The organism is Flavobacterium hydatis, assembly GCF_000737695.1.
Lineage (GTDB): Bacteria > Bacteroidota > Bacteroidia > Flavobacteriales > Flavobacteriaceae > Flavobacterium > Flavobacterium hydatis.
In genome coordinates, this window is sequence record NZ_JPRM01000014.1 from 23,857 (window position 1) to 47,849 (window position 23,993).

A 23,993-nucleotide genomic window follows, 5' to 3' on the forward strand; every position below is an offset into this window, starting at 1 on the left:
TGTTTTAACGTACACATTGATTTTCCTATATTTTATTTGTTACATTTGAAAGAATTAATTGATAAAAATGTATATAGCACGAATAAAAATCAGCAATTTTAGAAATTTTACAGATCAGACAGTACTATTCAATGAGGGAGTAAATGTAATTATTGGTCATAACAATGCAGGAAAAACCAATCTGCTTAAAGCGCTTTCATTAGTTCTTGACAGTAATGCCTCCAAACGATTAGAAACAGATGATTTTAATAAAAATGTTGAATTCAGTCAGTTGCAGGCCGCTCCGCCAAAAATCAGCATCTCCCTTACAATCAAAAAAGGCAGTCACACAGAACTGGATGACCTGGTTACAGTTGGAAATTGGCTGACAGTGCTTGATACTAAATACGAGGCACTACTTACTTATGAGTTTTTCCTGCCTGAAAAGGATATTCCCGATTATTTAGCAGCAATGAAAAGTATTACAGATACTGATCCTATAAAAGCACGAGAAACAGCCTGGAAAATAATTAAACATGATTTCATAAGGTTATTTGTAGCGAGAATATGGGGCGGCAATCTAGTCAATCGGACTGCTGCTGATCATGAATCACTTCAAAAATTTGATTTTCAGTTTTTGGACGCAATAAGGGATGTTGAAAAAGACATGCTGACGGGTAGAAATACACTTCTTCGGGAAGTATTTGATTTTTTTATGGATTACGGGATAAAAAATGAACCTGAGGTAACTAAATCTAAAAGTAAAAAACTTGCAGAAATTAAGCAGCTTAAACAGGATTTCTCCTTACAGGCTGACCAACTGATAAGTACCCTTCATACAAGAATGAAAGAAGGTAAAGATCAAATATTATCCTATGCAAATAAAACCGGGGCTTCATTTGATGCGCCACCTAATTTTGAGGGAAGTATGAGTGATATTGAAATGTATTCTGTACTAAAGCTCATTGTTGAATATGAAAGCGGCATTAAAATTCCGGCAACACATAATGGACTTGGATATAACAATCTTATATATATGTCTTTATTGCTTGCGAAAATGCAGGTCAATTCTAATGGGGATTATATGGGAAGCAATTCTAAAGTCTTTGCAACATTGGCTATTGAGGAGCCCGAAGCCCACCTGCATCCTGCTATGCAATATAAATTTCTAAAATTCCTTCGAGAAAATAAAAAAGAAAATAAGGTAAGGCAGATTTTTGTGACGTCTCATTCTACCAATATTACCTCCGCCGTATCCTTGGATGAGATTATATGCCTACACAATGACAAAGGCGTAACAACGGTAGGTTATCCTGGAAAAGTATTTCCGGATGATGGTAAAAGTAAAAAGTATGTACAGCGCTTTTTAGATGCTACGAAGTCAGATATGTTATTCGCAAAAAGTATCGTATTGGTAGAAGGTTTGGCAGAACAGCTTCTTATGTCCGTATTTGCTCAATATGAGGGGACACCCCTTGAAGAGAACCATACTGCTGTTATAAATGTCGGAGGAAGATTCTTTGAACATTTCTTATATCTTTTTGATACCGATAAACCGTTTACGATTCCAAAAAAAATAGTTTGTATTACCGATAGGGATCCTGAAAGAAAAGAGTTGCCGTCAGGCAGGTTTAAAAAATGCTATCCATATGAGGTAGATATTGATACTGCTAGCTATGCTTATCAAAACAATCCTTCATCAGGTTTGTATCCGGAAGGAAGTCATAAGAACATTGCTTTTTTTACACAAGACGCAACCTATGGGAAAACATTGGAATATGACCTTATCCTGAGCAATACTGTTTCAGAATTGCTAATTACTGACGGTATGTCAAACAGCAGTGAAATTTTAAAATTAATGAAGTTGTATGCAGATAAAAAACCGATTAATGAATTTTTGGATATCCTGAGGTCTAGTGATGAAAACAATAGGATTATGGCTGGAATAAGTGCTTCGGTATGGCCGGATGAAGAAAAAAAGAAAGCTATTATAGCGGCACGTTACCTAAATTCTGTAGGTAAAGGGGAAAATGCGCTGAACCTTTCTGTTCAGCTTATTGAAAATCTAGACGAGAAAGGAAAGGCCGGATATCAGGATTTTATTGTACCGGATTACATTAAGAAAGCAATTACATATATATGCAAACCATAACATCTCAAGATATACTTCCTGATATTGAACATCATTTTCGCATATCAGCCGGCCCTGGTGCTGGAAAGACGCATTGGTTGACCGAGCATATAAGAAATATACTGCATAAGTCTGTTCGAATGGCCGCAACACGCAGGATAGCTTGTATTACCTACACAAACATTGCTGTTGAAACCATACTAAAGAGGCTGGGTACTTCAGTAACAAGAGTTGAGGTCTCCACAATTCACAGCTTTTTGTATGAAAATATAATAAAGCCTTATGTGTTTCTTGTAGCAGATGAGTATGGTTTAGATGTTTCTCAAATGGATGGACATGATGATACCATTCTTTCAAATTATGGCTTTCTTTCGGATTGGAAAGCAAAAACATCGCAGGTTTATCTTCGAGACGACAAAGAGATAGCTAAGGCTTTCAGTAAGATACAATGGAAATTTAAGAATAAAGAGGAATTGGAAGCTAAACCAAGCCGGCCTTACGCTGTTAATGGAACCAATATAAAAACTGCCTCTTATATGGTTTACAAGAGAATGGCTTGGGAAAAAGGTATTATGCATCATGATGATGTATTATTTTTTAGCTATCAGATCATCAAGAAACATCCATTTATATTGGAAGTTTTAAGAGCCAATTTTCCTTATATATTCATAGATGAATTCCAGGATAGCAGCCCGATACAAGTGAAAATATTTCAAGCAGTGGGACAAAAAGAAAGCATCATCGGAATCATAGGAGATACTGCGCAGTCTATTTATGTATTTCAGGGATCTGATCCGGCTGAATTTAAGAAATTTAAATTAAAAGGGATGAAGGATTATGTAATGGAAGATAATCGAAGAAGTACCAATGAAATTATTGATGTACTGAACATAACAAGAACGGATATAAAACAAAAAAAATATCGGAATATAGAAGGAAATCTCCCGTTTATTTTGATTGGTGAAAGGAGTAGTGCATTGGCATTTGCCCAATCCCACTGTGGAACCCAACCTGTCTATTCACTCTCAAGACATAATATTACAGCAAATGCAATGAAAAAAGAAATCTCAGGTGCTTTCAATTCTAAACTTTTTGATGAACTTTCCGAAAAAGATAAACCTGGTAGTGGTAATAAATATCGGAGTAGTGCTGTAGCAAGCTGTCTTAAGGCTGTGGAGTATGCGCGAGTAGGTAAATTCAAAGATTCTATTAAAGAAATGGAAAGACAATTCAAATACGAATCTGATCCTTTTAAAAGAAAAAGTATTGCCTTAAATCATATCGTAACTTTACTTGAACACTATGAGGGGTACTCCAAGGGGACATTATACGATTTTTTTCTTTTGGTAAAGGGGCAAATTAAAACCAATATTACAAATTTAGGATCCGGTGTTGCCAAAGAATTTTATGTGGGACATAGTTATCAGAATATGGCATTATGCGTGAAAATTCCTGAAGATATCAGTCAGCATAAAACAATTCATAAAGCCAAAGGAGACGAATTTGATAATGTGTTGGTAATTACTTTAGAAGAAAGTGATTTAGATTTTCTAATCACTCCCGATTTTGCTAAAGAAGTGCATCGTCTTCATTATGTGGCAGCAAGCAGGGCTAGAGAGAAGCTGTTTATTTCAGTGCCTGCCTTAAGCTTGGCAAACCAAAACACTTTAGAAAAATATTTTACTATTAAAACTATTTAACGCTGATGAGCAGAACTGATTTATCAAACTGGGTAATACATTTCGTGCATAACGTAAATACCAATAATCAAAGTATTGAATCTTCATTTATTTGTGGAGATGACCAGTATGCTATTCCTGATGGATTTACATATGATGGAAAGCCGATTCGTATTACAGAAAAATATCAGGAAGATGATTATGGACTCCCTGATGAAGCTTGTGCATTTGAAGTACTTAAGAAAATACTCCATGATGGGGTAATAAGGGCGGGCTGGTCATTCAGATCAGGGAACCCTACAATATACGGATCAAAGGCTGCTGCATGTTTTACCGAAATGCCCCTTTATGCACTAATTGACTATGCTAAAAAAAGAAATGCTGAAGGGTATGTTGAACCTTACGGAATTGCATTTGTAAAACATGAATTATTTGAAGCAGGGGCAAGACCTGTGATATACGGCTTGAGTGTTCCACCGAAAGAGGCAGTAGCAGGTGATCCTAATTTTGGGATTGGACTACGTTCATTAGCCGCAGAATGTGGTATCGGAAGTAAAGAAATGTACAGATATGTATATACTAAACTTACTAGAAACAAGAGTGTTAACTGGATGCACGAACGTGAATGGCGCTGGGCTGATGTTGCAGAGGAATTTGAGTTTTTTGGAATGCCTTTTTATGCCTTAAATGAACAAACTAAATTCACTAAGGTTATCATTATAGTTAAAACAAAGTATGAATCTAAGGAAATATTAGAACATCTTATTAATCTGTTACATTCAAGGACCACTAATTTTGACCGTGAGTATGATTTAAAATTAATCTCAAACACATATGTACTTGCTATAGATGAATTAGAAGGGCTGACTAATGACACCGCAAGTGTCAACTTAGACGATCTTCCTTTAAGCCGTGTTCCTAAGCTGCCAAAAATTACAGTAAGCAGTGAAATGTCTGAAAGAGTTAAAGAAGCTGTCAGAGCTGCCGAATTAATCTGCTATGAAGTTTCAAAACAGTATTTTGAACAATACGGAGAAAAAGATATCTGCGGAAATTGTACAATAGTAACCAGTATTCCTAATACTGAAATTACCCAAGCTTTGATTGATTTGGAAATTGCAAATTCCTATGCCAAAGGGGATTATTCATTTTATTTAAAAACCTATCCAACACAGGCACTAACAGCTAAGGAAAAAGGTTATACAGCGGCAGCTGAATACCTTACCAAAACATTAGGACAAAAGTTTACTATGGAATCTAGTTGGGACTAATTTTTTAATTTTTTGCGTAAAATTACCCTAAAAAGGATTATTTCTACCATCCCTTAGAATCCGGTATCACATAATTTTATAAGTATAAAATTTTGGAAATTACAGCAGTAGTCATCTTGGAGAAAGGTGGTGATTTTATTTTACAGAAAATGCCAATAAAACCATGTCAAAGTTAAAATGTATTTTTAGTAGTGTTTCACTAACTACGTATCTTAGTGAAACACTACTTTAATTTCTAAACTTATCCTAACAGTCCTCTTCGTTTTTGCTTTTTCCTTTTATTTTTCAACTGATATGGTAAATAATCCGTTGTCTGCTCAGATTGCATTAAATTGTCAATAATCTTATCAAGCTTTGGCAACAGTGTAAAGTACTGTTTTTTATCCATCACAAGAACATCCAATGCTTTTACTAAATCAGAAATAGTAAGTGTATTTTTTTGTTGCTCCAAAACAGTAATTAATGTTTCTTTAGAATGAAGCTTTTCATAAATCTGATTTCTTTTTTCTTCACCAGCAACCTTTAATCTGCATCGTTCTTCAATGGCTTTTGCACTGTATTGTTTTCCCAAGTTACTACCATTAAAAACGTTTTTCGTTGTATGGTCAACATAGGTGATGCCGTAAAGCAAACCGTCTGAATTTTTTCTAAAAACGGTATCAATACCTTCTCTTTGCAATCGTCTTGCCAGTTCGGTTATAGGCAAAGTACGCTCTCTTAATAATGCCATATCAACGGCAAGTTTTACTCTTGATTTGTCGTGCATACTTCTGTCCACATTGTATTTAAATTTTGCTTCCAAGAATTTTAAAGTTGGTTTCGTATAAAAACTACTTGCTTTAATTGGAACACCAATTGGTCTACCTTTAGCGTCTAATATATGATACACTAATCCTCCAGCTAAAAACATTCTTGAATTCTCACTACCGCAGTCAGCCATTATATTGTATTGTTTAAGAACTGCATTGAGTTCTGCAAGGCTATTATATTTATAAAGATTCACAACAGTATTGAGAACATTAAATATAGCTTTCTTTGATTCAACCTTTCCATATTGAATGCTTCCCATTGAAATAGGTTCTAAACTAAATTTTTCTTCCTTTTTTCTTCCCTCCGCTTTAACTAGTCCAAAGTAATCTTCTATCTCCTTTCTTGCAGGTTCGGATTTTCTCATGCCTATATTGTGCAGATCAATTCGCTTACCATCTTTCTCAATATTTATAGAAATTACATGGAGATGTTGGTGTTTTGTATCGTTATGTTGATATACCAAATAAGGTTGTTCACCGAAACCGATTTTCTCCATATAACTGTCTGTAATAGCTATTAGCTTTTCTTTGGAATAATTTTCTGACGGATCAAAATTCAAAGAAATATGTAGCGTATTGCATTTTACATTTTCGTTTAATTCTGCTCGTTTTATAAAGCGATTAAGCTTCATAGTATCTGTCATTTTATCGACGTCAGCAGGATAGTTTCCAGCTGCGATACACTCAGCTACACCCGTTTTTACTTTGTTTTCATTGTAATAAAAAACACCTCGGACTGAATGGGTTGATTTTATGATTGCAACCATTTGTTCGTAATTTTAGAGGTGTGTTTTTCAATCTTGTCAATTTTATCATTTATGATTCTTTTATCAATTTCAAAACTGACAATCCAGACTTTAAATTCTGGGATTTGTTGTAACATGTGCAGTTTTTTTACTATCTGATTTAAGTTAATTCCAATAGCATTTAACTCCTTACGAAGTACTATTGTTTCTTCTATGAAATCATCCAAAGATTGATTCCTGTAAATAGTTGTAACACTCTTGTGGAATAGTTGTTTGCGTAAATAATCACTAAGCTTACGGCATGTACTAGTCTTCCATTTCTGCTCAATTTTCGCATATTCTTCCGCTGTCAATCGCAAAGTAATCTTGCGTGTTCTGTTTGAATTTTCTCTTTCCATCATCTTTCATCATCATTGTTATAAAACTCTTTTTAATCTTTTTAGTATCACTGCCCACGAGTTCCGAGTGTGGGGCAGCAAGATCTGGTTGTCCGACAACCATACATCTTGCTGATGACAGGAACGTTGGCATCTTTTTAGATTTTTTTAATGTCTATTAGAGATTCTAATCTTTTTAGAATTTCAAAATACTATTCTATTTTGCAACTTTTTTATAACTACAATATGGTGGTCTTAGCATTGTAAATAGTTATGAAATCATTCATTACAACCTGATGCAATCTTCATAAGTCATATGAAGAATCTCTAATTTTTAGTGAGCAGGGAAAGTGCACACTGCCTGCAATTTAAAACCGTTGGAGAGAGGTAATTCCAAAACCGAATTTGTTTGCCAATTTTTCATAAACAACCGTGCTCTTTCAAAGCAATACACCAATTTTAAAACAACAAAATCCTGACTGCTTCAAGGAAGGTTTTTGGTTGTTTCTTATGCAGGTATGAAGTGTCATTACATCATTGTTTTTAAGCTTCTTAATTTTTATTTGAAGAGTTCTAAAAGTTAATTAAAAGGCAATTATTTGAATTGGACGCATCTAAAATTGTATCATACATTTTAGTGGTTATCATTTATCTCCGATACAAAATTATGTAAGTGAGTTGGATTCTATCCATCATGGACATATTACGTCCATGATACTTTAAGGTTAGCTTTATACCTTTACGATATAAATTATTAATTTAAAACGTGAAGATTATGACAGTAAATGATGTAGCCAAGGTTGTAGATACTGTACTTAGTATCCCAGGCATGAATGAGGTAGTGAAGCTTGATTTAAAAATTTCACGCAAGAATGTATTGTTATTGAACCATATTATTGAACGTGGCTTATCCCCCAAAGACAATAATAAACCATCAATTCTCATGTCTAGTATCCAAGAAGAAAATCTGGAAGAATTAAGATTATTTGGAGAGGAATGTTTGCAAAAAGCAGGGCTAATGGAACTCAGAGAAAAGCTTTCTATCTTAACTAGTGAGTCAAAACAATAGAAGGGATGTAGGTTACCTAATTCTGTTTTGTTCGTAATTCAATTTCAACACGCCATTTTCATTTGATGAAAATGGCGTGTTTTTGTAAACTATTGGCTTGATTTTGATATGCTGTTTTGATTTTGATGCGTATAAATTTGTAATTGTATTTATCAATTTAATCATCGCCTTATGAGAGTATATAAAAATGCAAGAAAAGTTTTTTTAGAAATAGTATGTCTACTATATGTTTTTTTACTGGTTTATGCTGCGATGAATAAAGGACTTGATTTTGAAAATTTCAAGGTAGAACTTGGACAATCTCCTTTACTAAGTGCTTTTGCGGGTTGGATTTCTTGGGCAGTACTTATTATTGAATTTCTGATAGCGATATTACTTCTTTTTCCAAGCACCAGAATTAAGGCACTTTATGCAGGGTTTTGTTTGATGAGCATGTTTACAGCTTATATTTTCATCATGCTTAATTACAGTTCTTTTCTACCATGTTCTTGTGGAGGAATATTGGAGAAAATGAGCTGGCAGGAACATTTAATATTTAATCTTGTTTTTGTAGTAATGGCAGGACTCGCACTATGGCTTAATCATTCCCAAAGTCGTTCAGGAAGAAAAGTAAAAAGACTTGTTTCGTATCCAGTTAGATTAGTTTTAACTTTCTTTTTGAGTTGTATCGCTGTCATAATTCTATTTCTTTCTTCGGAAGAAATCATACATCATCAAAATCCTTTTATTCGCCGTTACCCACATCATCCTATTACGCTCACCCATACTTTAGATTTGAAGTATAATTCCTATTATTTTGCGGGAGCTGGGGATGGTAAATTATATCTTGGAAATTATACCGTTCCAATGTATTTATTATCCATTAATGATAAACTACAACAACAAAAAATACGAGCGACATTTAATCGCGATAGCTTTTCTTTCAAGTCAATTCGAATGATTGTTCGCCCTCCTTTTTTCTATATAATAGATGGAATAGTCCCTGCTGTTTTTAGTGGATGTATTACCGATTGGGAGGCTAAATTACAAGAGCCTAAACCTCCTTATTTTACTACTGCAGTACCTGTTGATAGTAATACAATTGCATTTAGAGGTATTAGTAATTCGAGTGGTAATAATATTCTGGGTGTTTTTAAGACAGGTACTCAATCAACGACGCTGATGGCACCAAAATTATTGCAAAAGCAAATCGATGGTATTTTCGATACAGATGGAATGCTGCATTACAGTGAAGAAATGAAACGGATAATCTATCTCTATAGTTATCGAAACGAGTACATCGTTGCAGATAAAAACGGATTACTTGACTATCGTGGTAATACAATTGATACAATATCACGTGCTCAAATAAAAGTAGCTCATCTTAAAGAAAAGAAAGAACAGACAATGGCAACACCAGCATTAACAGTTAATTCAAATAGTAGTGTCTGTGGGCATCTCCTTTTTATAAACTCCAATGTTCCGGGACGTTTTGAATCAAAAAAAGTATGGAAAAAAGCCTCAATAATCGACGTATATGACCTCAACCAAAAGTCCTATTTATTTAGTTTCCCTATTTATGGAATTGGCAATAAAAAGCTCCAAAATTTCCTTGTAACATCAACCCATCTGTATGTTCTTATCGATAATAAATTGGTGGTTTATCAATTGAATAATAAACTTAAAAATGAAATGAAACGTGTAGCTGAAAAAAAATCTGATACACATAATGATATACTAGGCCAAGTATCAGGAATTAGATCGAATACCTGTAGAAAAAAGTAGATCGTTATTAATCTTTAAATTATAATATTATGAAAGCAATAATTTTAAAAAAAATGATGCCAGCTGCAGTTTTTGTATTGGCCATTTCCGGTGCATTTTTAACCATGTCAATGCAAAGTGAGGCTAAAGTAAATGATTTAGCTCCTGTAATTGGTTTTGTTGCCTTACCAGGAAACCCTTGTGCTATTCCCGTAGCATGTGATGATACAGGAGGTCAGGTTTGTCGTCTTTTTTATCCTAACGGACCCCAAGCTCGTGAATTAAATGATGAAGGAACTACCTGCTCCGAACCATTATTTCGTCCAGGGAGTTAATTTTTAGAACCTTTATTAAAAATGCAATGCAGTTCCAAAAGAACTGCATTGCTATTTAGTGCAAGTTATTATTTAAGCGCTGCTCTTATCCATGTTGGAGGTACGATATCTTTTAGATGGTAATCAAACCACTGATGCACACGAATAGAAAGATCTTTTTGGTTTTTAGTATCCATAATTGTATGTTTTTCTTTGGGATAGACTAACATGATATGTTTCTTTTTCAGTCGGCGTAATGCTAAATAAAATTCTATACTTTGATTCCAGTTTACTTGTTTATCCTCTGCTCCAGTCCAAGAGAGTAGCGGCGTAGTAATATTCTTAGCGTGTTCAATTGGAGAGTTTCTATCGTAGCCTTTCTTATCCTCAAAAAGTGATTTTCCCATACGCCATTGTTGACTCTCGAAACGCCACATATCAGGTTTTCCAGAAGCTCCTATTGTTAGATAATAACTGGTTAGGTTTGTAGCTGCAGAACCTGCCACTGCCGCTGTAAAAAGATTGGTTTGTGTAATAATGAAATCAGTCTCATATCCTCCGAAAGAATGTCCAATAAGCCCGATTTTATCAAGTAATACAAGTCCTTGGTCAATCACTTTATTTGTTGCAGAAACAACACAATCTAGCGCTGATATTCCAACGTCGCCTATTTCATAGGAAATGTCAGGAGCAAGTACAAAATAACCTTGTGTTGTAAAAGAGGTGATATTGAACGACTCATCTTCTCCTGCAAATTGGGAAGGATAAAGGTATTTATTATGAAGGTTTTGTGTTAATTTCTCATAAATATAAACAATCATAGGGTACTTCTTTTTATTGTTGTAATCAGCAGGATAATATAAGATAGCCTGCAACCATTTTCCTTTTGCATTTTTATATTGAATCCGCTCAGCTTTTCCCCAGTAAAATTGCTGTTGTTGTGGATTACTTTGTACCATTGTTTTAGGTAATGTATCAGTGTGGTTCTGTAACATTAATCTAGGGGAAAGATTATAACCTTGTTCCCTAAAGATAAAAGTATCACCAGTGGCAGACTGAATTAACTGATCAAGGCGTGAATTGGAAGAAAAGGCCAGCTTCTTATTGGATCTTGAGGACCATTTAAAGTAACCGAATTCCCCCTTTTCATTCGTAGCCTCCAATAATAATCCTTGGTCTAAATCTATAGTTTTAAAAATCCATCCATCGTAATTAGGCTTGCCTAACATAATTCCAGAATAAGCAGCTAATCTAAATTGAGTCCTGGTTTCCCTCCCATAGGTCAGCCTACGGGCAGCGGTGCCATCGGGACTAATTGCCCAGAGGTCGTATGGATCACACAATAAAATTTCTTTGTCATGTAGTGTCCACCCTAAATTGGGATAAGAATCTTCATTTTGTGGATTTTCATTGTTGTTATGAAAAAAAGGTTGTCCAATATTTTTAGTAATATTGGTATGAGTTTTCTTTGTAATGTCATAGACCCACCAGTTTTGCTCCTTAAAATATGCAATATATTTCCCCTCTGGAGAAGTAATGGTATTTAGAAAATGTCCTGAATGTTTCTTTAAAAGCAGCTCTTTTTTGCCAGTAGATAAATCAACAAGATAGAAATCTCTTGGACCACCAATAGTATATTGTGGTTCATATTGTTGTGTATTGGAAATAATGGCATATTTCTGATTTCCACTGAGCATAATTTGCGGTAATGTATCATTGGTTATGAGTTGATAAGCATCCTGTTGTGGATGCCATAATCCAAGATAAATTCCATTTTTTTTCTTTGCTTCCATTGGATAGATCCATTTGGCATTTCCATTCCATATTTGCACATCGGAGCTTTTTTGGTCCTCATTTGATTTAACCTTACGTTGCAGTGTAAAAAAAATGCTTTGCATGTCATCTGAGATCTTTAATTTAAAACTTGAAGTAGGAATTAAGAGAGAATCTCCCAAGAAAAGTTGCTGTTTTTTCCCATGTGAGCTATATAGTTTTTTGTTGGATAGGCTATAATAAAAAATAATAGTATTGGGCTTGGCTGTATCGAGGCTTTTTTGCAAGAATGCCAATGCTTTTCCTTTTTCATGCCAAACTAAATTCGTAAAAGAACCCAAACTACTCAAGAGCATTGTATTTTGGTTTTTTTTAGAAAGTTCCAAAAGGTTAACCGTATTTTGATTAGCCCTTGTCGTTGTATAGAGTATCCTTTGGTTTGTAGGATCCATTGTAAATTCATTCACTCCTTTGATACGCTCCTCATGGCTTCCATTGAGTTCCCGAATAAGCAATGTGTTCTCTTTTTCATTTATCAATAACAACAACTTCTTAGCTATTGGAGCATACATATATTGAGATACATTAGTTATAGTTTCTTGTTTACCTATTGTGAGATTCACCAGATGCACTCCTTCAACAGTTTGGTAGATAAACCAATTCGGAGTTAGAAAATCACCATTATTCCCTAAAGGAAAGGCTCGCGTTTTCATTGATTTAGTATTTTTTATAAATAAGGTATCAAGACCATTTTCATAGGACATTGTATAACTAATCCACTGTCCATTTGCACTCATTTTATCAAGACTTAATTGTCCCCATTTTGGATAATCCGCCTCTGTTAATGCCCTTTTTTGCACTACCTGCCCCCAAAGGGAGCAGGCGACTAATTGCAAAATAAAAACTAAAAAAAAAGGGATCTTTCGCCATGACAAGACAGCGGTTATTTTGGATTGTATTTTCATTTTTGTGTTCGTGTTAAATTTTAGTATCCCGGGTTTTGAGGCGTCAGATTAGGATTAGCACTGAGTTCGCTCTTTGGGATTGGTAATAACTTATCATTAGTATTCCAACCTGATTTTGTAGATAAGATAAGGTCTAGTTTACTTGCTCTTTTGAGATCAAAAAAACGATGTCCGTATTCAGAAAATAATTCTTTTCTTCTTTCCTGTAGTATTGCTTCTAGAATTTCTTCTTTTGAACTTGCTTCTATGTCGGAGAGCCCCGCGCGTTTTCTGATTTTATTTAAATCTTCCTTGGCTACTATGAGATTTCCCTTTTGAGCTAGGGCTTCAGCTCGGATGAGGTATTGCTCGGTCAAACGAAGTATTATGGTATATTCTCTTGAAACGGAAGTATTTCTTGATTCTTTGTATTTATAGGGAGAATACCATGTTCCTATTCTATTGCTTACTTCTTTTGTCCAGTGTGATTTTCTTAAATCGTTTATTGTGAATGAATTGATTAGTGATTCAGTTATCGCTACCAGTGGTGGTGGACCTAAGGTAAAATTGAATACGATAGCATCATCTGTATTTTTTCCTGCAACAGTTGGCATAAATTGCCAAATTGTTTCCGTGGAGTTTTTTAAGAATACCTTATCGAGATTATTTTCAAAAACATATAACGAATTGTTATTTATTACTGCTGTAGCCATTTCGTTGGCATCTTCCCATGACCCCGTATAGAGGTAAACCCTTGCTAAAAGAGCTTTTACTACAAATGAATTGGCACGCACCCTTTCTGTTGTTGAATAAGAAGATGGTAACAATGCCTCAGCAGTTTTTAAATCAGTAATAATATGCGCATATATTTCATTACTTGTCATTCTGGTTACAGTACTATTAACTTTGTAATCTGTGGTTTGGATATAGGGTATATCGCCAAAGAGTTGCAAGAGATAAAAATGAAGTAATGCACGTATAAAAAGTGCTTCCCCTTGTAATTGTGCTTTGTCTTGTGTGCTAAATGGAGCTGTCTGAACTCCTTCAAGTACCGCATTAGAAGCATAAATTTGATTATAGGAGTTGTTCCAGAATAGTTCAAGGGTACTATTAGAGGGGAGTATGGTATTGGCATAAAATTCTGAAGTGGCATTGGTAGGTGCCCCATAAAAAGTAAATTCATCGGTATAATTGCCCAATTGATTTGAAATACCAAATTGACTTCCGGTAAGGAGACCTTTGTCTCTCATTTTGGAATAAACATCTGCCATGGCCGCATTGGCTGTGGTATAATCTTGGAAAACTGTACTATTTGTAAGTTGTGATTTTGGTAACTCTACTTCTAGAAAGGAGTCACAGGCTGGCATAGAGAAAACAGTGCTTAAAAAAACTATTTTTATAAATACACTCCAACAGCAGTTCATACATTGTTTTTTATATTTCGTTTTCATATTGTATTTATTAAAAAGTTAATTGAATTCCGGCAGTGATAGTTTTTAGCGGTGGCAAATATCCACTGCTTGGAAATTCAGGATCACCATCGGAATAAGGAGTAATTGTCAAAAGGTTCTGCCCTTGTAGTGTAAGGATACATTGGATTTCTTTGGTGATCAAAGGGACGTCATAACTCAAAGCAATTGTTTTTAGCCGAACGTAAGAGGCATCCACTATGGCCGCGTCACTGCTACTATACCGGGATTGTGCCGTCATTGCATCGGTATTGTTTCCTGCGGTATAAATTTGAGAAGAACTCCTATCTCCTGTCTGTTGCCAGCTATCCAACATTCTTTGAGGTTGGTTGAACATCAAACCAGGTGGAATACCAGAGTAACTTTGACGTCTTTGTTTTACAAATTGGAAAAGAAAATCAAGTTTCCAATGTTTATAGCTCAGTTGATTTTGTAGTCCTCCATAATAATCAGGAGTGAGGTTTATTGTAGTTTGACTGTCATCAGGAAAGGATATAATACCATCGTTATTCTGATCAGCAAACTGATATATTCCTGTTGTTGGATCAAGTCCAACGTACTTGTATGCCAATAAAATATCAAGGGGTTCTCCGATGCGATATTTATTTTTATATGTTGAGCTGCTTAAATTTGGGAAAGCTAGAAGTTCGTTACGGGAAAAACTCAAATTAAGACTGGTAGTCCAATTGAAACGTCCCTTAGAAAAATTAACAGTGCGTAATGTGAATTCAAATCCTGCATTTTGAACTGTTGCATCTAAGTTTGCTTGGATTTGGGTAAAACCAGTGGTTCCGGGTAGTGGGATTCCAACGAGTTGGTTAGAGGAACGGTTCCGATACCATGCTGTAGTGAGAAAGATACGATCAGCGAAAAATCCCAGTTCTAAAGCGGCTTCTAATTTTTTATTAGTTTCCCATCCAAAGTCAGGATTATATAAACGAGTGGGTTGTAATCCAATGATATTTTGATAATTGGTACTTGGAGAGTTATAGGTATTTAAGAATTGATAGTCCCCGATTTGATCACTTCCTGTGGTTCCATAACTACTTCGAAGTTTTCCAAAACTTAGCCAAGAACTATTCTTTAGGAAGGTTTCATTCGAGAATAACCAAGCCAGACCGACAGCGCCAAAGTTTGCAAATTGGTTTTTGTGGCCAAAACGGCTTGATCCATCTCGCCGCGCAGTCAAATTTATGATATAACGATCATGCCAATTGTAGTTGATCCTTGCAAAGAATGCTTGGTATTTGTATATGGTTTCGTCACTAAGGACTACACGTTTGGTAGTTGCAGATGCAAGGTCATAAATTAAACTATTAGAACTAAATCCGGTTCCAGACTGAAACAATCTAGAAGTTGTAGTTTGCTGAAAAGTTCCTCCTAAGAGAATCCCCAATTTACCTACACTAAATTTCTTTTCCCAATTAAGTTGCGGTTCTATAATCCAAGAACTACGTTTGGTATTGTTGAGATATAAACTGGAATTGGCGCTGGTATAATCATAAGAAGGATTGTAAATGGTTGAAGGATCAATACGACTTTCGGCATGCTGCAAGTCAGTATAACCAAAACTGCTTTTGAGAATCAGGTCAGGAATGATTTCGTAAGATAAAATAGTATTGGCTAAAAGGTCTTTGGTTTTGGATAGATACTCGGCAGGTATGGTTGCCAAAGGATTATCCCATGTTCCATTTTCCCAATTGAGGTTTCCTGCGGTATCGTATAAAGCAGGTGCATTTGGAGCTAGCAAGAGAGCAGTGTTGGTAAAATCAGAAGATGGTTGTTTGTTGTTTTGAGCAGTATATCCTGCTGTAAATACTAAATGAAACTTTCCATTTTCAGATTGATGATTCAAACTAAATTGAGAACCACCTTTTTTGTATAAAAAGTTTCCTTGGAATACTGTTGATTCGGTGTGGTAATTTCCACTGAGAAGAAATCTGGTGTACTGTGAACCTCCTGTGATGGTTCCTTGCAAATCTGTAATTACTGCTGTACCACCGATGAGTTCTTTTTGCCAGTTGGTATAGTGATTTTGATTCCATGTTCCATTGACATCATACGCATTCTCTGGGTAAGTAGTGATCCCATCGTTGGTAAATGCCTGATAACGCATGCTTAGATACTCTTGGGTATTCATAAGTTTCATGAATTTGGTGACCGTTGCAGCTCCTGAGGATGCAGTAATAGTAAATTTGGTTTTTCCTTCTTTTCCTTTTTTTGTTGTAATAAGTACCACTCCGTTTGCGCCTCGTGAACCATAAATGGCTGTCGCATCGGCATCTTTGAGTATTTCTATACTCTCTATAACATCCGGATTGATACTGTTGAGTGGACTACTGTTATTAGTAGGGAAGATTGTTGAGGTTCCTGTGTAGCCAATAGGATCTGAGGAATAGGGAACACCATTTATAATGTACAATGGATTATTTGCCTCGGGGCGTATGCTATTTTGCCCTCGTATCTTAATTTCGAATCCTCCTCCGGGGACTCCTGTGGTTTGAGTTACATTTACCCCTGCCATTCGTCCTTGCAAAGTGGCAAGAACATTAGTCATGGGTTGAGTTTCGATGTCCTTGGCAGTGATTCTGGAAATACTGCCCGTACGCTCGCTTTCCTTTACTGTATAGTACCCTGCGTTGACTCGGACTTCTTGCAGTGCCATGGTATCGTACTCTAAGCTTATGTTTATGGTTTGCCGTCCTTTTATGGGGACTAGGGCGGTTTTGAAACCTACAAAAGAAACTATTAAAGTATCTGAAACAGCTGCAGCAATATTATACTGTCCATTGTAATCGGAAATAGTACCAGAATTGGATTTACCTTTCAAGGCAATGGTGACACCAGGTAAGGGGTTGGTGCCATCTGTTATGGTACCATGTACCAAATTTTGTTGAGAGCTAGATTGCAGTTGTCGCAGTGAGCTCATTGCTTGAACAGGGGTAAAAGACAAGAAACACCCGAAAAAAATCAGGCAATAAAAGGCCTTACTACCCTTGTAAAATGAATAATTATTCATAATATTGGGTTAGTTAAGTAAAACATTTGTTTTGTTTGCTATGGTCCTCTATACTAGTTTGGTGACGAAGTAGAGGGCCATTTTTTATGCGTTAAGTTGAGTAGGTTATGGTATCGACTACCAGTTTTGTTGAATCATAGGCACGCAAGATTATTGGTTAAACAATAATAACTAGTTGCGAAACATCGAAATTATGAAAGTGCGCCCTGAAAAGAATTGAGTATAAAGTTTCTTATAAAAAAGAAACGTGGGACTCAACTTATTGCATAGAAGGATTTACTGGACTACCTGCGCGCGAATAAGCGAGCCCACGCCCTTTTATAAGCGTAGGCATTTGCACTTATCATCTTACGCGCTAAAAAAGTGTCCAGTTTTTTCTAAGCAAGATTCAAAGCGAATGCTTCAAATATTTTTATATGAAGTATCGCAAAAATACATTACAAATCGTAATGATTATACAAATATAACAAATAAAATGATTATGGGGATATATCCCCATAAGTTTTATGTTAAATATTGGCAAATTCACTTGTCAAAAGAAATAACACTATGGATGATATATTTAATGATTTTCTAAGGGAATTTGGTAAAAGGGTAAAAATAGAAAGAGAAGCAAGGAACTTAACTTTAGGGGATATGGAATTTCACACAGGTATTGATGATAGTGACTTTAATAAAATTGAACTAGGAAAAACAAATATTACGTTTAGGACTTTCTTAAAAGTTGCAAAAGGACTTAATGTGCAGCCCAAAAGATTATTAGATTTTGATATTGATTTGAAAAATGAAAATTTAGATTAGATAAAGTGCTTGGTCATCTTTTTTATCCTGAAATTCAAATATTAGGAGAGTGTTTTGAAGTTCTGAATAAAATTTTATATAAAACTAGGCTAGCGTTTTAATTTTATAAAAAAGAATATGAGAATAGATAAATCAGATATAATTGTAATTACTATAGGAATTTTACTTTTAATCTCAGGCTTACTAATTCGTTATATTGTAAATAAACGTAGGTTTAATAGGAGAGGAGAGGGTGGCTTGCAACACTTTAAAAGTTATGAACGTGCAACCGTGATTACTTTTATTGAGAAAATAATCATGCTGTTATCTATGATTATGTTATTAGTAGGTATGGTATTCTTAATTGCAGTTATTTTTTTCTAGAAAAATAAGATTATAAATAAATTGTAGTTGTTTATGATTGAAGAATAACAAACCTTGTTTAATTTACTTAAGCAAGGTTTGTTTTTTTAATGAATTTATTTCTTAGATTCTTCCACAGAAATTTTTCTAAACTCTTTTAATAGTTTTTCAATTTCTAAGGTTGATTTACGTGCTCTTGGTCCAGCTGCTTTTACACCTTTTTCGATTAGTGACTTAGATTCTGTTTTAATCTTTCTTACTCCATAACAAACCATAATCTTTCCGATACTATTACATTACTTAATTCTACAAATAACTAAGCTTGCTTTAATTGATTTCGCTTCGATACTATTGTATTCTTCTCATAATACAAACACCTATTGTATACTCCTTAGCATTAATGAAAAACATTCAATTAAATTAACCTTTTAATTTAGGTAAAGAAGAATGTCTATATTCTATTGTTTTGTAATATCGATGTAAGTGATCGTAAATTATTAATTCATACATCCTTTGTTTTGACGTATATTGTCTGTTTACTATCATATGAATGTGACTCATCAAAAAAATTGATAATGGAATTTGCAAATTTTCTTTGATTTGTAAAACAGCTTCCTTTGTTTGATTTTGCTTTTCTTGTATTAATTTAAATACTTCAGGATAATCATTTATAGCATTACCAGACAAGAATTGGCATATTTCATGGGATAATTCACGATATTGTTTGTCCATTTCTTTTTTAAGAATCTTATTAGCATTAAATTCATCTTTAAAGGACAATTGTAAATCATTCATTAATTTTAATTTATCTGTATTGGTTAATAAGAATGAATCCAGAAAATTATTAATCGCACAAAAACTAAAAAGTAGCTGGGCATCTACATTTCTGAAAGAGGGCTTTATACTTAGGTATTGTAAAATCATCTCGCTGTCTTGCCAAAAAAGAAACTCAGAATCGAGCATAGTACTCTGGCCATACCTTTCTATCTCTCTTTTATAAGTATCTGTTTGAATTTTCCAAATAATATTCTGCTCTAACATTTTATTTAAAACAGGGTAAAGCAACATTATTGTTTCCGATAACTTATTGGGTGAATCAATCAAGAAACGGATTCTTAAGTGTTCATCAGAATCTTTATATCGTATAAAAAACCATTTACTAATTAGTTTTCTCTCCTTTAATAAAGAAATAATTGGATATAGTTTTTCAACCAAAACAGTATCAGCTGTTTTTACTCCAGTATATATTTTATAATATAACCATTCACTTCCTAAACAAAAATCTCTTTTCACTTTTATGTTTGTTCTTTATAAAATGACAATATAAATTGGTTGGTAAAATCCTCTCCATTGGCGTCTTTTACAATGGAATCGTTGGAGAATAAAAACTCTTCAAGTATAATTCTATTATAATTTTGAACCGATTTTAAAAACATTTTGATGCAAATTTCTTTTTCTAAATCAAGTAAAAGTGTATTGTCTGAATTAACCCAATTTACAAGTTTAGGTATATTCCGCTTATTCCTCCAGATACTGAAAGTTTCAAATAATTTAGTGTCATCTGTTTTTAAAAACTGACTAATTTCATTTTTATTTACTACCCATTTTGCTTTCGAAAGAATAACATCTTTATATAGCATTCTCGGAAAAAAATCATAATGTAAATCCAAAACTCCCCAATTAAAACTATAAACAGGTTTTAAATTTTGGGCTTGCAAATCACATAAAAAATGATAAATAGGTAAAGATTTATCAGAATAATTATGTGCATTAGATAAACAAGGAATAACTTCTTTATTATGTTTTTTTGACCTCAAAATAATTTTATTCCCTTTTATTGAAATCATCAAATCATTTAAATCGATTGTTTGAGTTTCAGGTACACCCGCAGTAGAAAGGTATGCAATTTCATATTCTCTTAAAACAGGTCTTCGTAATATATTACCTGTTCTTGACTCTGGAATATGAACAATTTCTGCCAGAATTTTATCTGAGTGGTATATAGTTTCTTTTTTAATAATTTCTTTTGTCAAATTATGAATACCTCTATTCCCATTACAAAAACGCCCTAATAATTTTGCCGCACTAATATTTCCTGAAGATTCTATACTAATTCCTTCATCTTTAAAAAGTTCAATCATTACCGAAAAGGTCGCTGGCGTATTTTCCCAATTAGAATCAAAATCTGGGAAATCTTTTTCCGAAAGTGAAATCTTTTTCCCTTTTCTCAAAATACATTCTTGTATTTTTCTTTCTAATATATAATCAAAATCACTCCATGATTGACTTTCTTTCTTATATATTGTCTTTTCAAAAGAAAACCGTTCTAATATTTCATGAACATCATTCATATCAGAATTCTGAAGATAACCAATACCCGTTTCTGTATCTAGAACTGTTGATAATAGCATTTCTTGTGATTCATATCTTAGGTTAAACGCTTTTATAAATGCTAACTGATTGATGGACTTTTTTCCATTTTGAATTCCGTTTAAAAAACGGATAGCTTGTAATACTTTCTTCGGAATTTGTGGGCTTAATATATTTGTATAGGTAGTTGTATTTAAGTCAGTTTGAAAAAGATATTTTTCTTCGTAATACAAATCCATCTTTTGAATTAAAGATTTTATTGCTGTATAACTATCTTCTGAAGGAACAAGATTCACATCCAATTTTAAAAGCATTTTTTTAATGATTTGCAATTGTTTGTAATCATATTTTAGATCAGGAATTTTATTAAAAATAGTGGCTATTTTATACCATTCTTCTCTCCCAGTGATTGTCCCATCGATTTCACTTACAAGAAACTGAAAATCGATTAACTGATAAATAAAAATGAGCGCGTCTTCTTTTTCAGTTGGATCATCTATAAGAAATAAAATCATTTCATCAATAGTTATTCCTGATTTTGCATGAAGAAGTAAAGTCTCTAAAAGAGCTGATTTTTTTAATGCTGAAATACTGTGTTCTCTTTTTGTTTTTACATATTTATATTCTACATATCTATAAAAATCGCCAAGGGCATAAATTGAAGTATTAGGATAGTATTTCAGATGATGTACAACTTCTTTTCGTTTCTCTAATTCCTGCATCATTTCTAACCAAAATTGCATGTCAAATTGTGTGAAACGAATAAAACTAGCAGGAGATTTAAGTGTAATATTTGTTTCAGAATTGATTTCTCCTATAGTGCAGCCTGCAAACAATCCAAAGGGAGTACAACGAGTAGACATTCTGGCAAGATATTTTAATACGGCAATCTCTAAATCAATTTCTTTCTTACTTGAAAGATTAGAAGGTTCTTTTACCCATTTGTTTAAAGTAGATACCAGCTCCGGCGATGCTATACGAATCGCTTCTCTTACTAATGGATTCTCTAATTCTTTTAATAATGCTTCTTGGGAATAATTTTCTATTAGATTTAAATAAAAAGATATGGGAAACAAAGGCGTTCGCAAAACATACTGCGTAAAATACTGAACTTTATAATCGCTCATTATCGTTTCTGTTTACTCACTTTTTCGGCGAGTTGCATTGCGTTATATACATTTAATACTTTTCCTGATTTAGACAATTCTGAGAACGGAACTTTTTTATCTTTTGTACCCGGAACTATAACTTCTAGACTATACGCAGTCCCTGAGTCAAGAATGATATTTTTGACCTCTGCAGCCGTAAGATTAGGGTAATATAACCAGATTAAAGCTGCTGTTCCTGAAACCATTGGAACCGACATTGAAGTTCCTGAGTCTGATATATAGCTATTCTTTGAAGCTGTGGAATATATTTCATCTCCAGGTGCAAACAAGTCAACATTTTGCTTACCGTAATTAGAAAAATCTGACACAAAATTACTATTCAATTTATGGGTAACTGATCCTACATTGATAAAATTGAAACTTACTTCTTTAAAATTCTCAAAATCATTATCATTTGGATAGTACGGATTTTCATCGATATCAAAACCATCATTTCCAGCGCAATGTATTAAAAGAACATTATGTTCTTCAGCATATTTAAAAGCATCTGCAACCCATTCTTTGTGTAAAGAAAATTCTTTGCCAAAGGACATATTTATTATTTTTGCTCCGTTATCAACAGCATAGCGTATTGCCATAGCGACATCCTTATCATGTTCATCTCCTGACGGAGATATATTCAAAGGCATAATTTTGACATTTTGTAAAATTCCGTTTACCCCAATAGCATTTTCTCTATTAGCTCCAATAACTCCGGCCATTTTAGTACAATGGTCCTGAAATGGTCTATGGCCAACTTTATTATTACTTACATTATTATTACCATAGCCTTTTTCTAAAATATTAGGATTGTCACCAATAAGCAGTCTTTCATTATAATTTATATTTAAATTTTTACTTATAACAGAATCCAACTGAGCTTGTTTTTCCTGAATATCTTCTAAAGTATTTTGATTCATCTCTAAGCTGGACATCATACAATAAATTAGCGCTCCTAAATCTCTATCGTTATCATCACGTCTTTGCTTAAAACTCTTATCATTTACCTTATATTTTTCATACATACTATCCAATTGTTTGTATGTATAATCTTCTTTTGGAAAAAAGTGTTTTAAAGTATCTTTAGTTATTGCATAAAGTGCTGCTTTATAATTCAAAGATTTAAGCCATCTGTTATAATATGGATCTTTTTCTTCCAACTTTTTTAAAGCTCTTTGGTATTCTTTAAATTTATATATGTCTTTAGAATCAATTTGTGATTCCGCTTTATTTTTAAATAATGGCCCCCAGTCTCTTATAACACGTACATATTCATAATTACTCCACACCACATAGCCTCCACTTTTAGTTCCTATAAAGCTCCAACCATTTACATCATCAATATATCCATTATGATCATCATCAATTCCATTGTTTGGTATTTCTTTCTCATTTACCCAAATTTGTCCTCGTAAATCCTCATGCTTTAAATCAATTTGTGTATCAATGACAGCAACAATGATACTCTTATTTTTAGGCTTTTTTTTGTTTAAAGTATACCATTTATCAACTGAAATACCAGGAATGGTATCCTCTATATAGTCTTTTTGATACCATGTTTGTAATTCTAATGGTGTAAGCTCAATTTTTGAAATTAAATTTACATGTGAATTAGTTGATACTTGCGAAGACTTACAGCCTATCAAGAATAAAAAAAATAAGATTACTTTATAAAATGGTTTCATGTACTTTTGGGATACTATTTTAATATTATTTTTTTAGATTTACTTAACAATCTTTGGATGAGCCTCCTCCTTTGTTATTTGTTCCATCAATTGTATCCCCTTCAGAAGGAGCGTTTCCTCCTTCAATCACGTGCAAATTTTTTAATTTTGCTACTTCAAATTTTTCTAAATCAAATTTGTTAACTGCTTTTTTTTCTTTTGTTGTTTTCATCGTTGCAAATTTTTTACTTTAATAGATACAAATATATAGTCTCCTTTTTATAGAATTAGCAAATTACTGGTTATGCTTCTCGGAATTCGGGAATTTCGAGTCATTAAAATGGC

19 protein-coding genes are annotated in these 23,993 nt (G+C 33.8%); 8 read left to right on the forward strand and 11 right to left on the reverse strand.

All coding sequences use genetic code 11. The features are described 5' to 3' along the window. The first annotated feature begins 67 nt into the window (after positions 1–67). Genes IW20_RS09905 through IW20_RS09915 form a run of 3 tightly spaced genes read left to right on the forward strand, consistent with a single transcriptional unit; the run spans position 68 to position 5,060 of the window. A complete protein-coding gene (locus tag IW20_RS09905) occupies positions 68–2,131 on the forward strand; it encodes an ATP-dependent nuclease (RefSeq protein ID WP_035621440.1) in 2,064 nt (687 codons plus the stop codon). Next, entirely contained in the window at positions 2,119–3,810 is a 1,692-nt protein-coding gene (locus tag IW20_RS09910) for a UvrD-helicase domain-containing protein (RefSeq protein WP_035621443.1), read from the forward strand. The genes IW20_RS09905 and IW20_RS09910 overlap by 13 nt, the downstream gene beginning before the upstream one ends. A gap of 5 nt (positions 3,811–3,815) precedes the next feature. Beyond that, a complete protein-coding gene (locus IW20_RS09915) occupies positions 3,816–5,060 on the forward strand; it encodes a hypothetical protein (RefSeq protein ID WP_035621445.1) in 1,245 nt (414 codons plus the stop codon). 241 nt (positions 5,061–5,301) lie between these two features. Here the strand turns inward: IW20_RS09915 and IW20_RS09920 are convergent, their stop codons facing one another. The 3 genes from IW20_RS09920 to IW20_RS26225 are packed head-to-tail and all read right to left on the reverse strand — an operon-like array spanning position 5,302 to position 7,146. Then, positions 5,302–6,636, reverse strand: coding sequence for a relaxase/mobilization nuclease domain-containing protein (locus IW20_RS09920; protein WP_035621447.1), 1,335 nt, complete (start codon positions 6,634–6,636; stop codon positions 5,302–5,304). Further along, complete coding sequence (locus IW20_RS09925; protein WP_081912464.1) at positions 6,621–7,016, reverse strand: plasmid mobilization protein; 396 nt, start codon at positions 7,014–7,016, stop codon at positions 6,621–6,623. The genes IW20_RS09920 and IW20_RS09925 overlap by 16 nt, the downstream gene beginning before the upstream one ends. Continuing rightward, on the reverse strand, positions 6,940–7,146 hold the full coding sequence (locus tag IW20_RS26225; RefSeq protein ID WP_165571422.1) for a hypothetical protein: 207 nt from the start codon (positions 7,144–7,146) through the stop codon (positions 6,940–6,942). The genes IW20_RS09925 and IW20_RS26225 overlap by 77 nt, the downstream gene beginning before the upstream one ends. Before the next feature lie 621 nt (positions 7,147–7,767). On the opposite strand from IW20_RS26225, the gene IW20_RS09930 reads away from it, so the two are divergent. The 3 genes from IW20_RS09930 (at position 7,768) to IW20_RS09940 (ending at position 10,139) form a co-directional block, all read left to right on the forward strand. Then, positions 7,768–8,061 (forward strand): hypothetical protein, encoded by a 294-nt coding sequence (locus IW20_RS09930; protein ID WP_051885683.1) that lies wholly within the window; start codon positions 7,768–7,770, stop codon positions 8,059–8,061. 171 nt (positions 8,062–8,232) lie between these two features. Beyond that, a complete protein-coding gene (locus tag IW20_RS09935) occupies positions 8,233–9,825 on the forward strand; it encodes a MauE/DoxX family redox-associated membrane protein (protein ID WP_207761514.1) in 1,593 nt (530 codons plus the stop codon). A 29-nt stretch (positions 9,826–9,854) separates the two neighbouring features. Beyond that, positions 9,855–10,139: a DUF6520 family protein gene (locus IW20_RS09940; protein WP_035621450.1), complete on the forward strand. Its 285-nt coding sequence runs from the start codon at positions 9,855–9,857 to the stop codon at positions 10,137–10,139. Between the two features lie 68 nt (positions 10,140–10,207). On the opposite strand, the gene IW20_RS09945 is transcribed toward IW20_RS09940, so the two are convergent. The 3 genes from IW20_RS09945 to IW20_RS09955 form a co-directional block, all read right to left on the reverse strand. After that, positions 10,208–12,604, reverse strand: a complete 2,397-nt coding sequence (locus IW20_RS09945) for an alpha/beta hydrolase family protein (RefSeq protein WP_165571423.1) — start codon at positions 12,602–12,604, stop codon at positions 10,208–10,210. A 272-nt stretch (positions 12,605–12,876) separates the two neighbouring features. Then, a complete protein-coding gene (locus IW20_RS09950) occupies positions 12,877–14,286 on the reverse strand; it encodes a RagB/SusD family nutrient uptake outer membrane protein (RefSeq protein WP_035621454.1) in 1,410 nt (469 codons plus the stop codon). A gap of 10 nt (positions 14,287–14,296) precedes the next feature. Then, positions 14,297–17,233, reverse strand: coding sequence for a SusC/RagA family TonB-linked outer membrane protein (locus IW20_RS09955; RefSeq protein ID WP_316930647.1), 2,937 nt, complete (start codon positions 17,231–17,233; stop codon positions 14,297–14,299). 639 nt (positions 17,234–17,872) lie between these two features. Between IW20_RS09955 and IW20_RS09960 the strand changes: the two genes are divergently transcribed. Continuing rightward, entirely contained in the window at positions 17,873–18,124 is a 252-nt protein-coding gene (locus IW20_RS09960; RefSeq protein WP_035621457.1) for a helix-turn-helix domain-containing protein, read from the forward strand. A gap of 117 nt (positions 18,125–18,241) precedes the next feature. After that, positions 18,242–18,487 carry a hypothetical protein gene (locus tag IW20_RS09965; RefSeq protein ID WP_051885685.1) on the forward strand — a complete coding sequence of 82 codons (246 nt, stop codon included), beginning with the start codon at positions 18,242–18,244 and terminating at the stop codon, positions 18,485–18,487. A gap of 95 nt (positions 18,488–18,582) precedes the next feature. Here the strand turns inward: IW20_RS09965 and IW20_RS09970 are convergent, their stop codons facing one another. The 5 genes from IW20_RS09970 to IW20_RS26230 form a co-directional block, all read right to left on the reverse strand. Further along, entirely contained in the window at positions 18,583–18,741 is a 159-nt protein-coding gene (locus IW20_RS09970; protein ID WP_035621459.1) for a histone H1, read from the reverse strand. 145 nt (positions 18,742–18,886) lie between these two features. Then, complete coding sequence (locus IW20_RS09975) at positions 18,887–19,759, reverse strand: thiopeptide-type bacteriocin biosynthesis protein (protein WP_035621460.1); 873 nt, start codon at positions 19,757–19,759, stop codon at positions 18,887–18,889. A 2-nt stretch (positions 19,760–19,761) separates the two neighbouring features. After that, the gene (locus IW20_RS09980) at positions 19,762–21,963 is read right to left on the reverse strand and encodes a lantibiotic dehydratase family protein (protein WP_035621462.1); all 2,202 of its coding nucleotides are present in this window, start codon (positions 21,961–21,963) and stop codon (positions 19,762–19,764) included. Continuing rightward, positions 21,963–23,669 (reverse strand): S8 family peptidase, encoded by a 1,707-nt coding sequence (locus tag IW20_RS09985; RefSeq protein ID WP_035621464.1) that lies wholly within the window; start codon positions 23,667–23,669, stop codon positions 21,963–21,965. Before IW20_RS09985 ends, IW20_RS09980 begins: the two co-directional genes overlap by 1 nt. Before the next feature lie 43 nt (positions 23,670–23,712). Next, positions 23,713–23,880: a hypothetical protein gene (locus IW20_RS26230; protein WP_165571424.1), complete on the reverse strand. Its 168-nt coding sequence runs from the start codon at positions 23,878–23,880 to the stop codon at positions 23,713–23,715. Positions 23,881–23,993: the final 113 nt, after the last annotated feature.

Excerpts from the sequence above, each read along its gene's own strand:
- IW20_RS09905 (WP_035621440.1), top strand. The coding sequence starts at position 68 with ATGTATATAGCACGAATAAAAATCAGCAATTTTAGAAATTTTACAGAT.
- IW20_RS09910 (WP_035621443.1), top strand. The coding sequence starts at position 2,119 with ATGCAAACCATAACATCTCAAGATATACTTCCTGATATTGAACATCAT.
- IW20_RS09915 (WP_035621445.1), top strand. The coding sequence starts at position 3,816 with ATGAGCAGAACTGATTTATCAAACTGGGTAATACATTTCGTGCATAAC.
- IW20_RS09920 (WP_035621447.1), bottom strand. The coding sequence starts at position 6,636 with ATGGTTGCAATCATAAAATCAACCCATTCAGTCCGAGGTGTTTTTTAT.
- IW20_RS09925 (WP_081912464.1), bottom strand. The coding sequence starts at position 7,016 with ATGATGGAAAGAGAAAATTCAAACAGAACACGCAAGATTACTTTGCGA.
- IW20_RS26225 (WP_165571422.1), bottom strand. The coding sequence starts at position 7,146 with ATGCCAACGTTCCTGTCATCAGCAAGATGTATGGTTGTCGGACAACCA.
- IW20_RS09930 (WP_051885683.1), top strand. The coding sequence starts at position 7,768 with ATGACAGTAAATGATGTAGCCAAGGTTGTAGATACTGTACTTAGTATC.
- IW20_RS09935 (WP_207761514.1), top strand. The coding sequence starts at position 8,233 with ATGAGAGTATATAAAAATGCAAGAAAAGTTTTTTTAGAAATAGTATGT.
- IW20_RS09940 (WP_035621450.1), top strand. The coding sequence starts at position 9,855 with ATGAAAGCAATAATTTTAAAAAAAATGATGCCAGCTGCAGTTTTTGTA.
- IW20_RS09945 (WP_165571423.1), bottom strand. The coding sequence starts at position 12,604 with ATGAAAACGCGAGCCTTTCCTTTAGGGAATAATGGTGATTTTCTAACT.
- IW20_RS09950 (WP_035621454.1), bottom strand. The coding sequence starts at position 14,286 with ATGAAAACGAAATATAAAAAACAATGTATGAACTGCTGTTGGAGTGTA.
- IW20_RS09955 (WP_316930647.1), bottom strand. The coding sequence starts at position 17,233 with ATGAGCTCACTGCGACAACTGCAATCTAGCTCTCAACAAAATTTGGTA.
- IW20_RS09960 (WP_035621457.1), top strand. The coding sequence starts at position 17,873 with ATGGATGATATATTTAATGATTTTCTAAGGGAATTTGGTAAAAGGGTA.
- IW20_RS09965 (WP_051885685.1), top strand. The coding sequence starts at position 18,242 with ATGAGAATAGATAAATCAGATATAATTGTAATTACTATAGGAATTTTA.
- IW20_RS09970 (WP_035621459.1), bottom strand. The coding sequence starts at position 18,741 with ATGGTTTGTTATGGAGTAAGAAAGATTAAAACAGAATCTAAGTCACTA.
- IW20_RS09980 (WP_035621462.1), bottom strand. The coding sequence starts at position 21,963 with ATGAGCGATTATAAAGTTCAGTATTTTACGCAGTATGTTTTGCGAACG.
- IW20_RS09985 (WP_035621464.1), bottom strand. The coding sequence starts at position 23,669 with ATGAAACCATTTTATAAAGTAATCTTATTTTTTTTATTCTTGATAGGC.
- IW20_RS26230 (WP_165571424.1), bottom strand. The coding sequence starts at position 23,880 with ATGAAAACAACAAAAGAAAAAAAAGCAGTTAACAAATTTGATTTAGAA.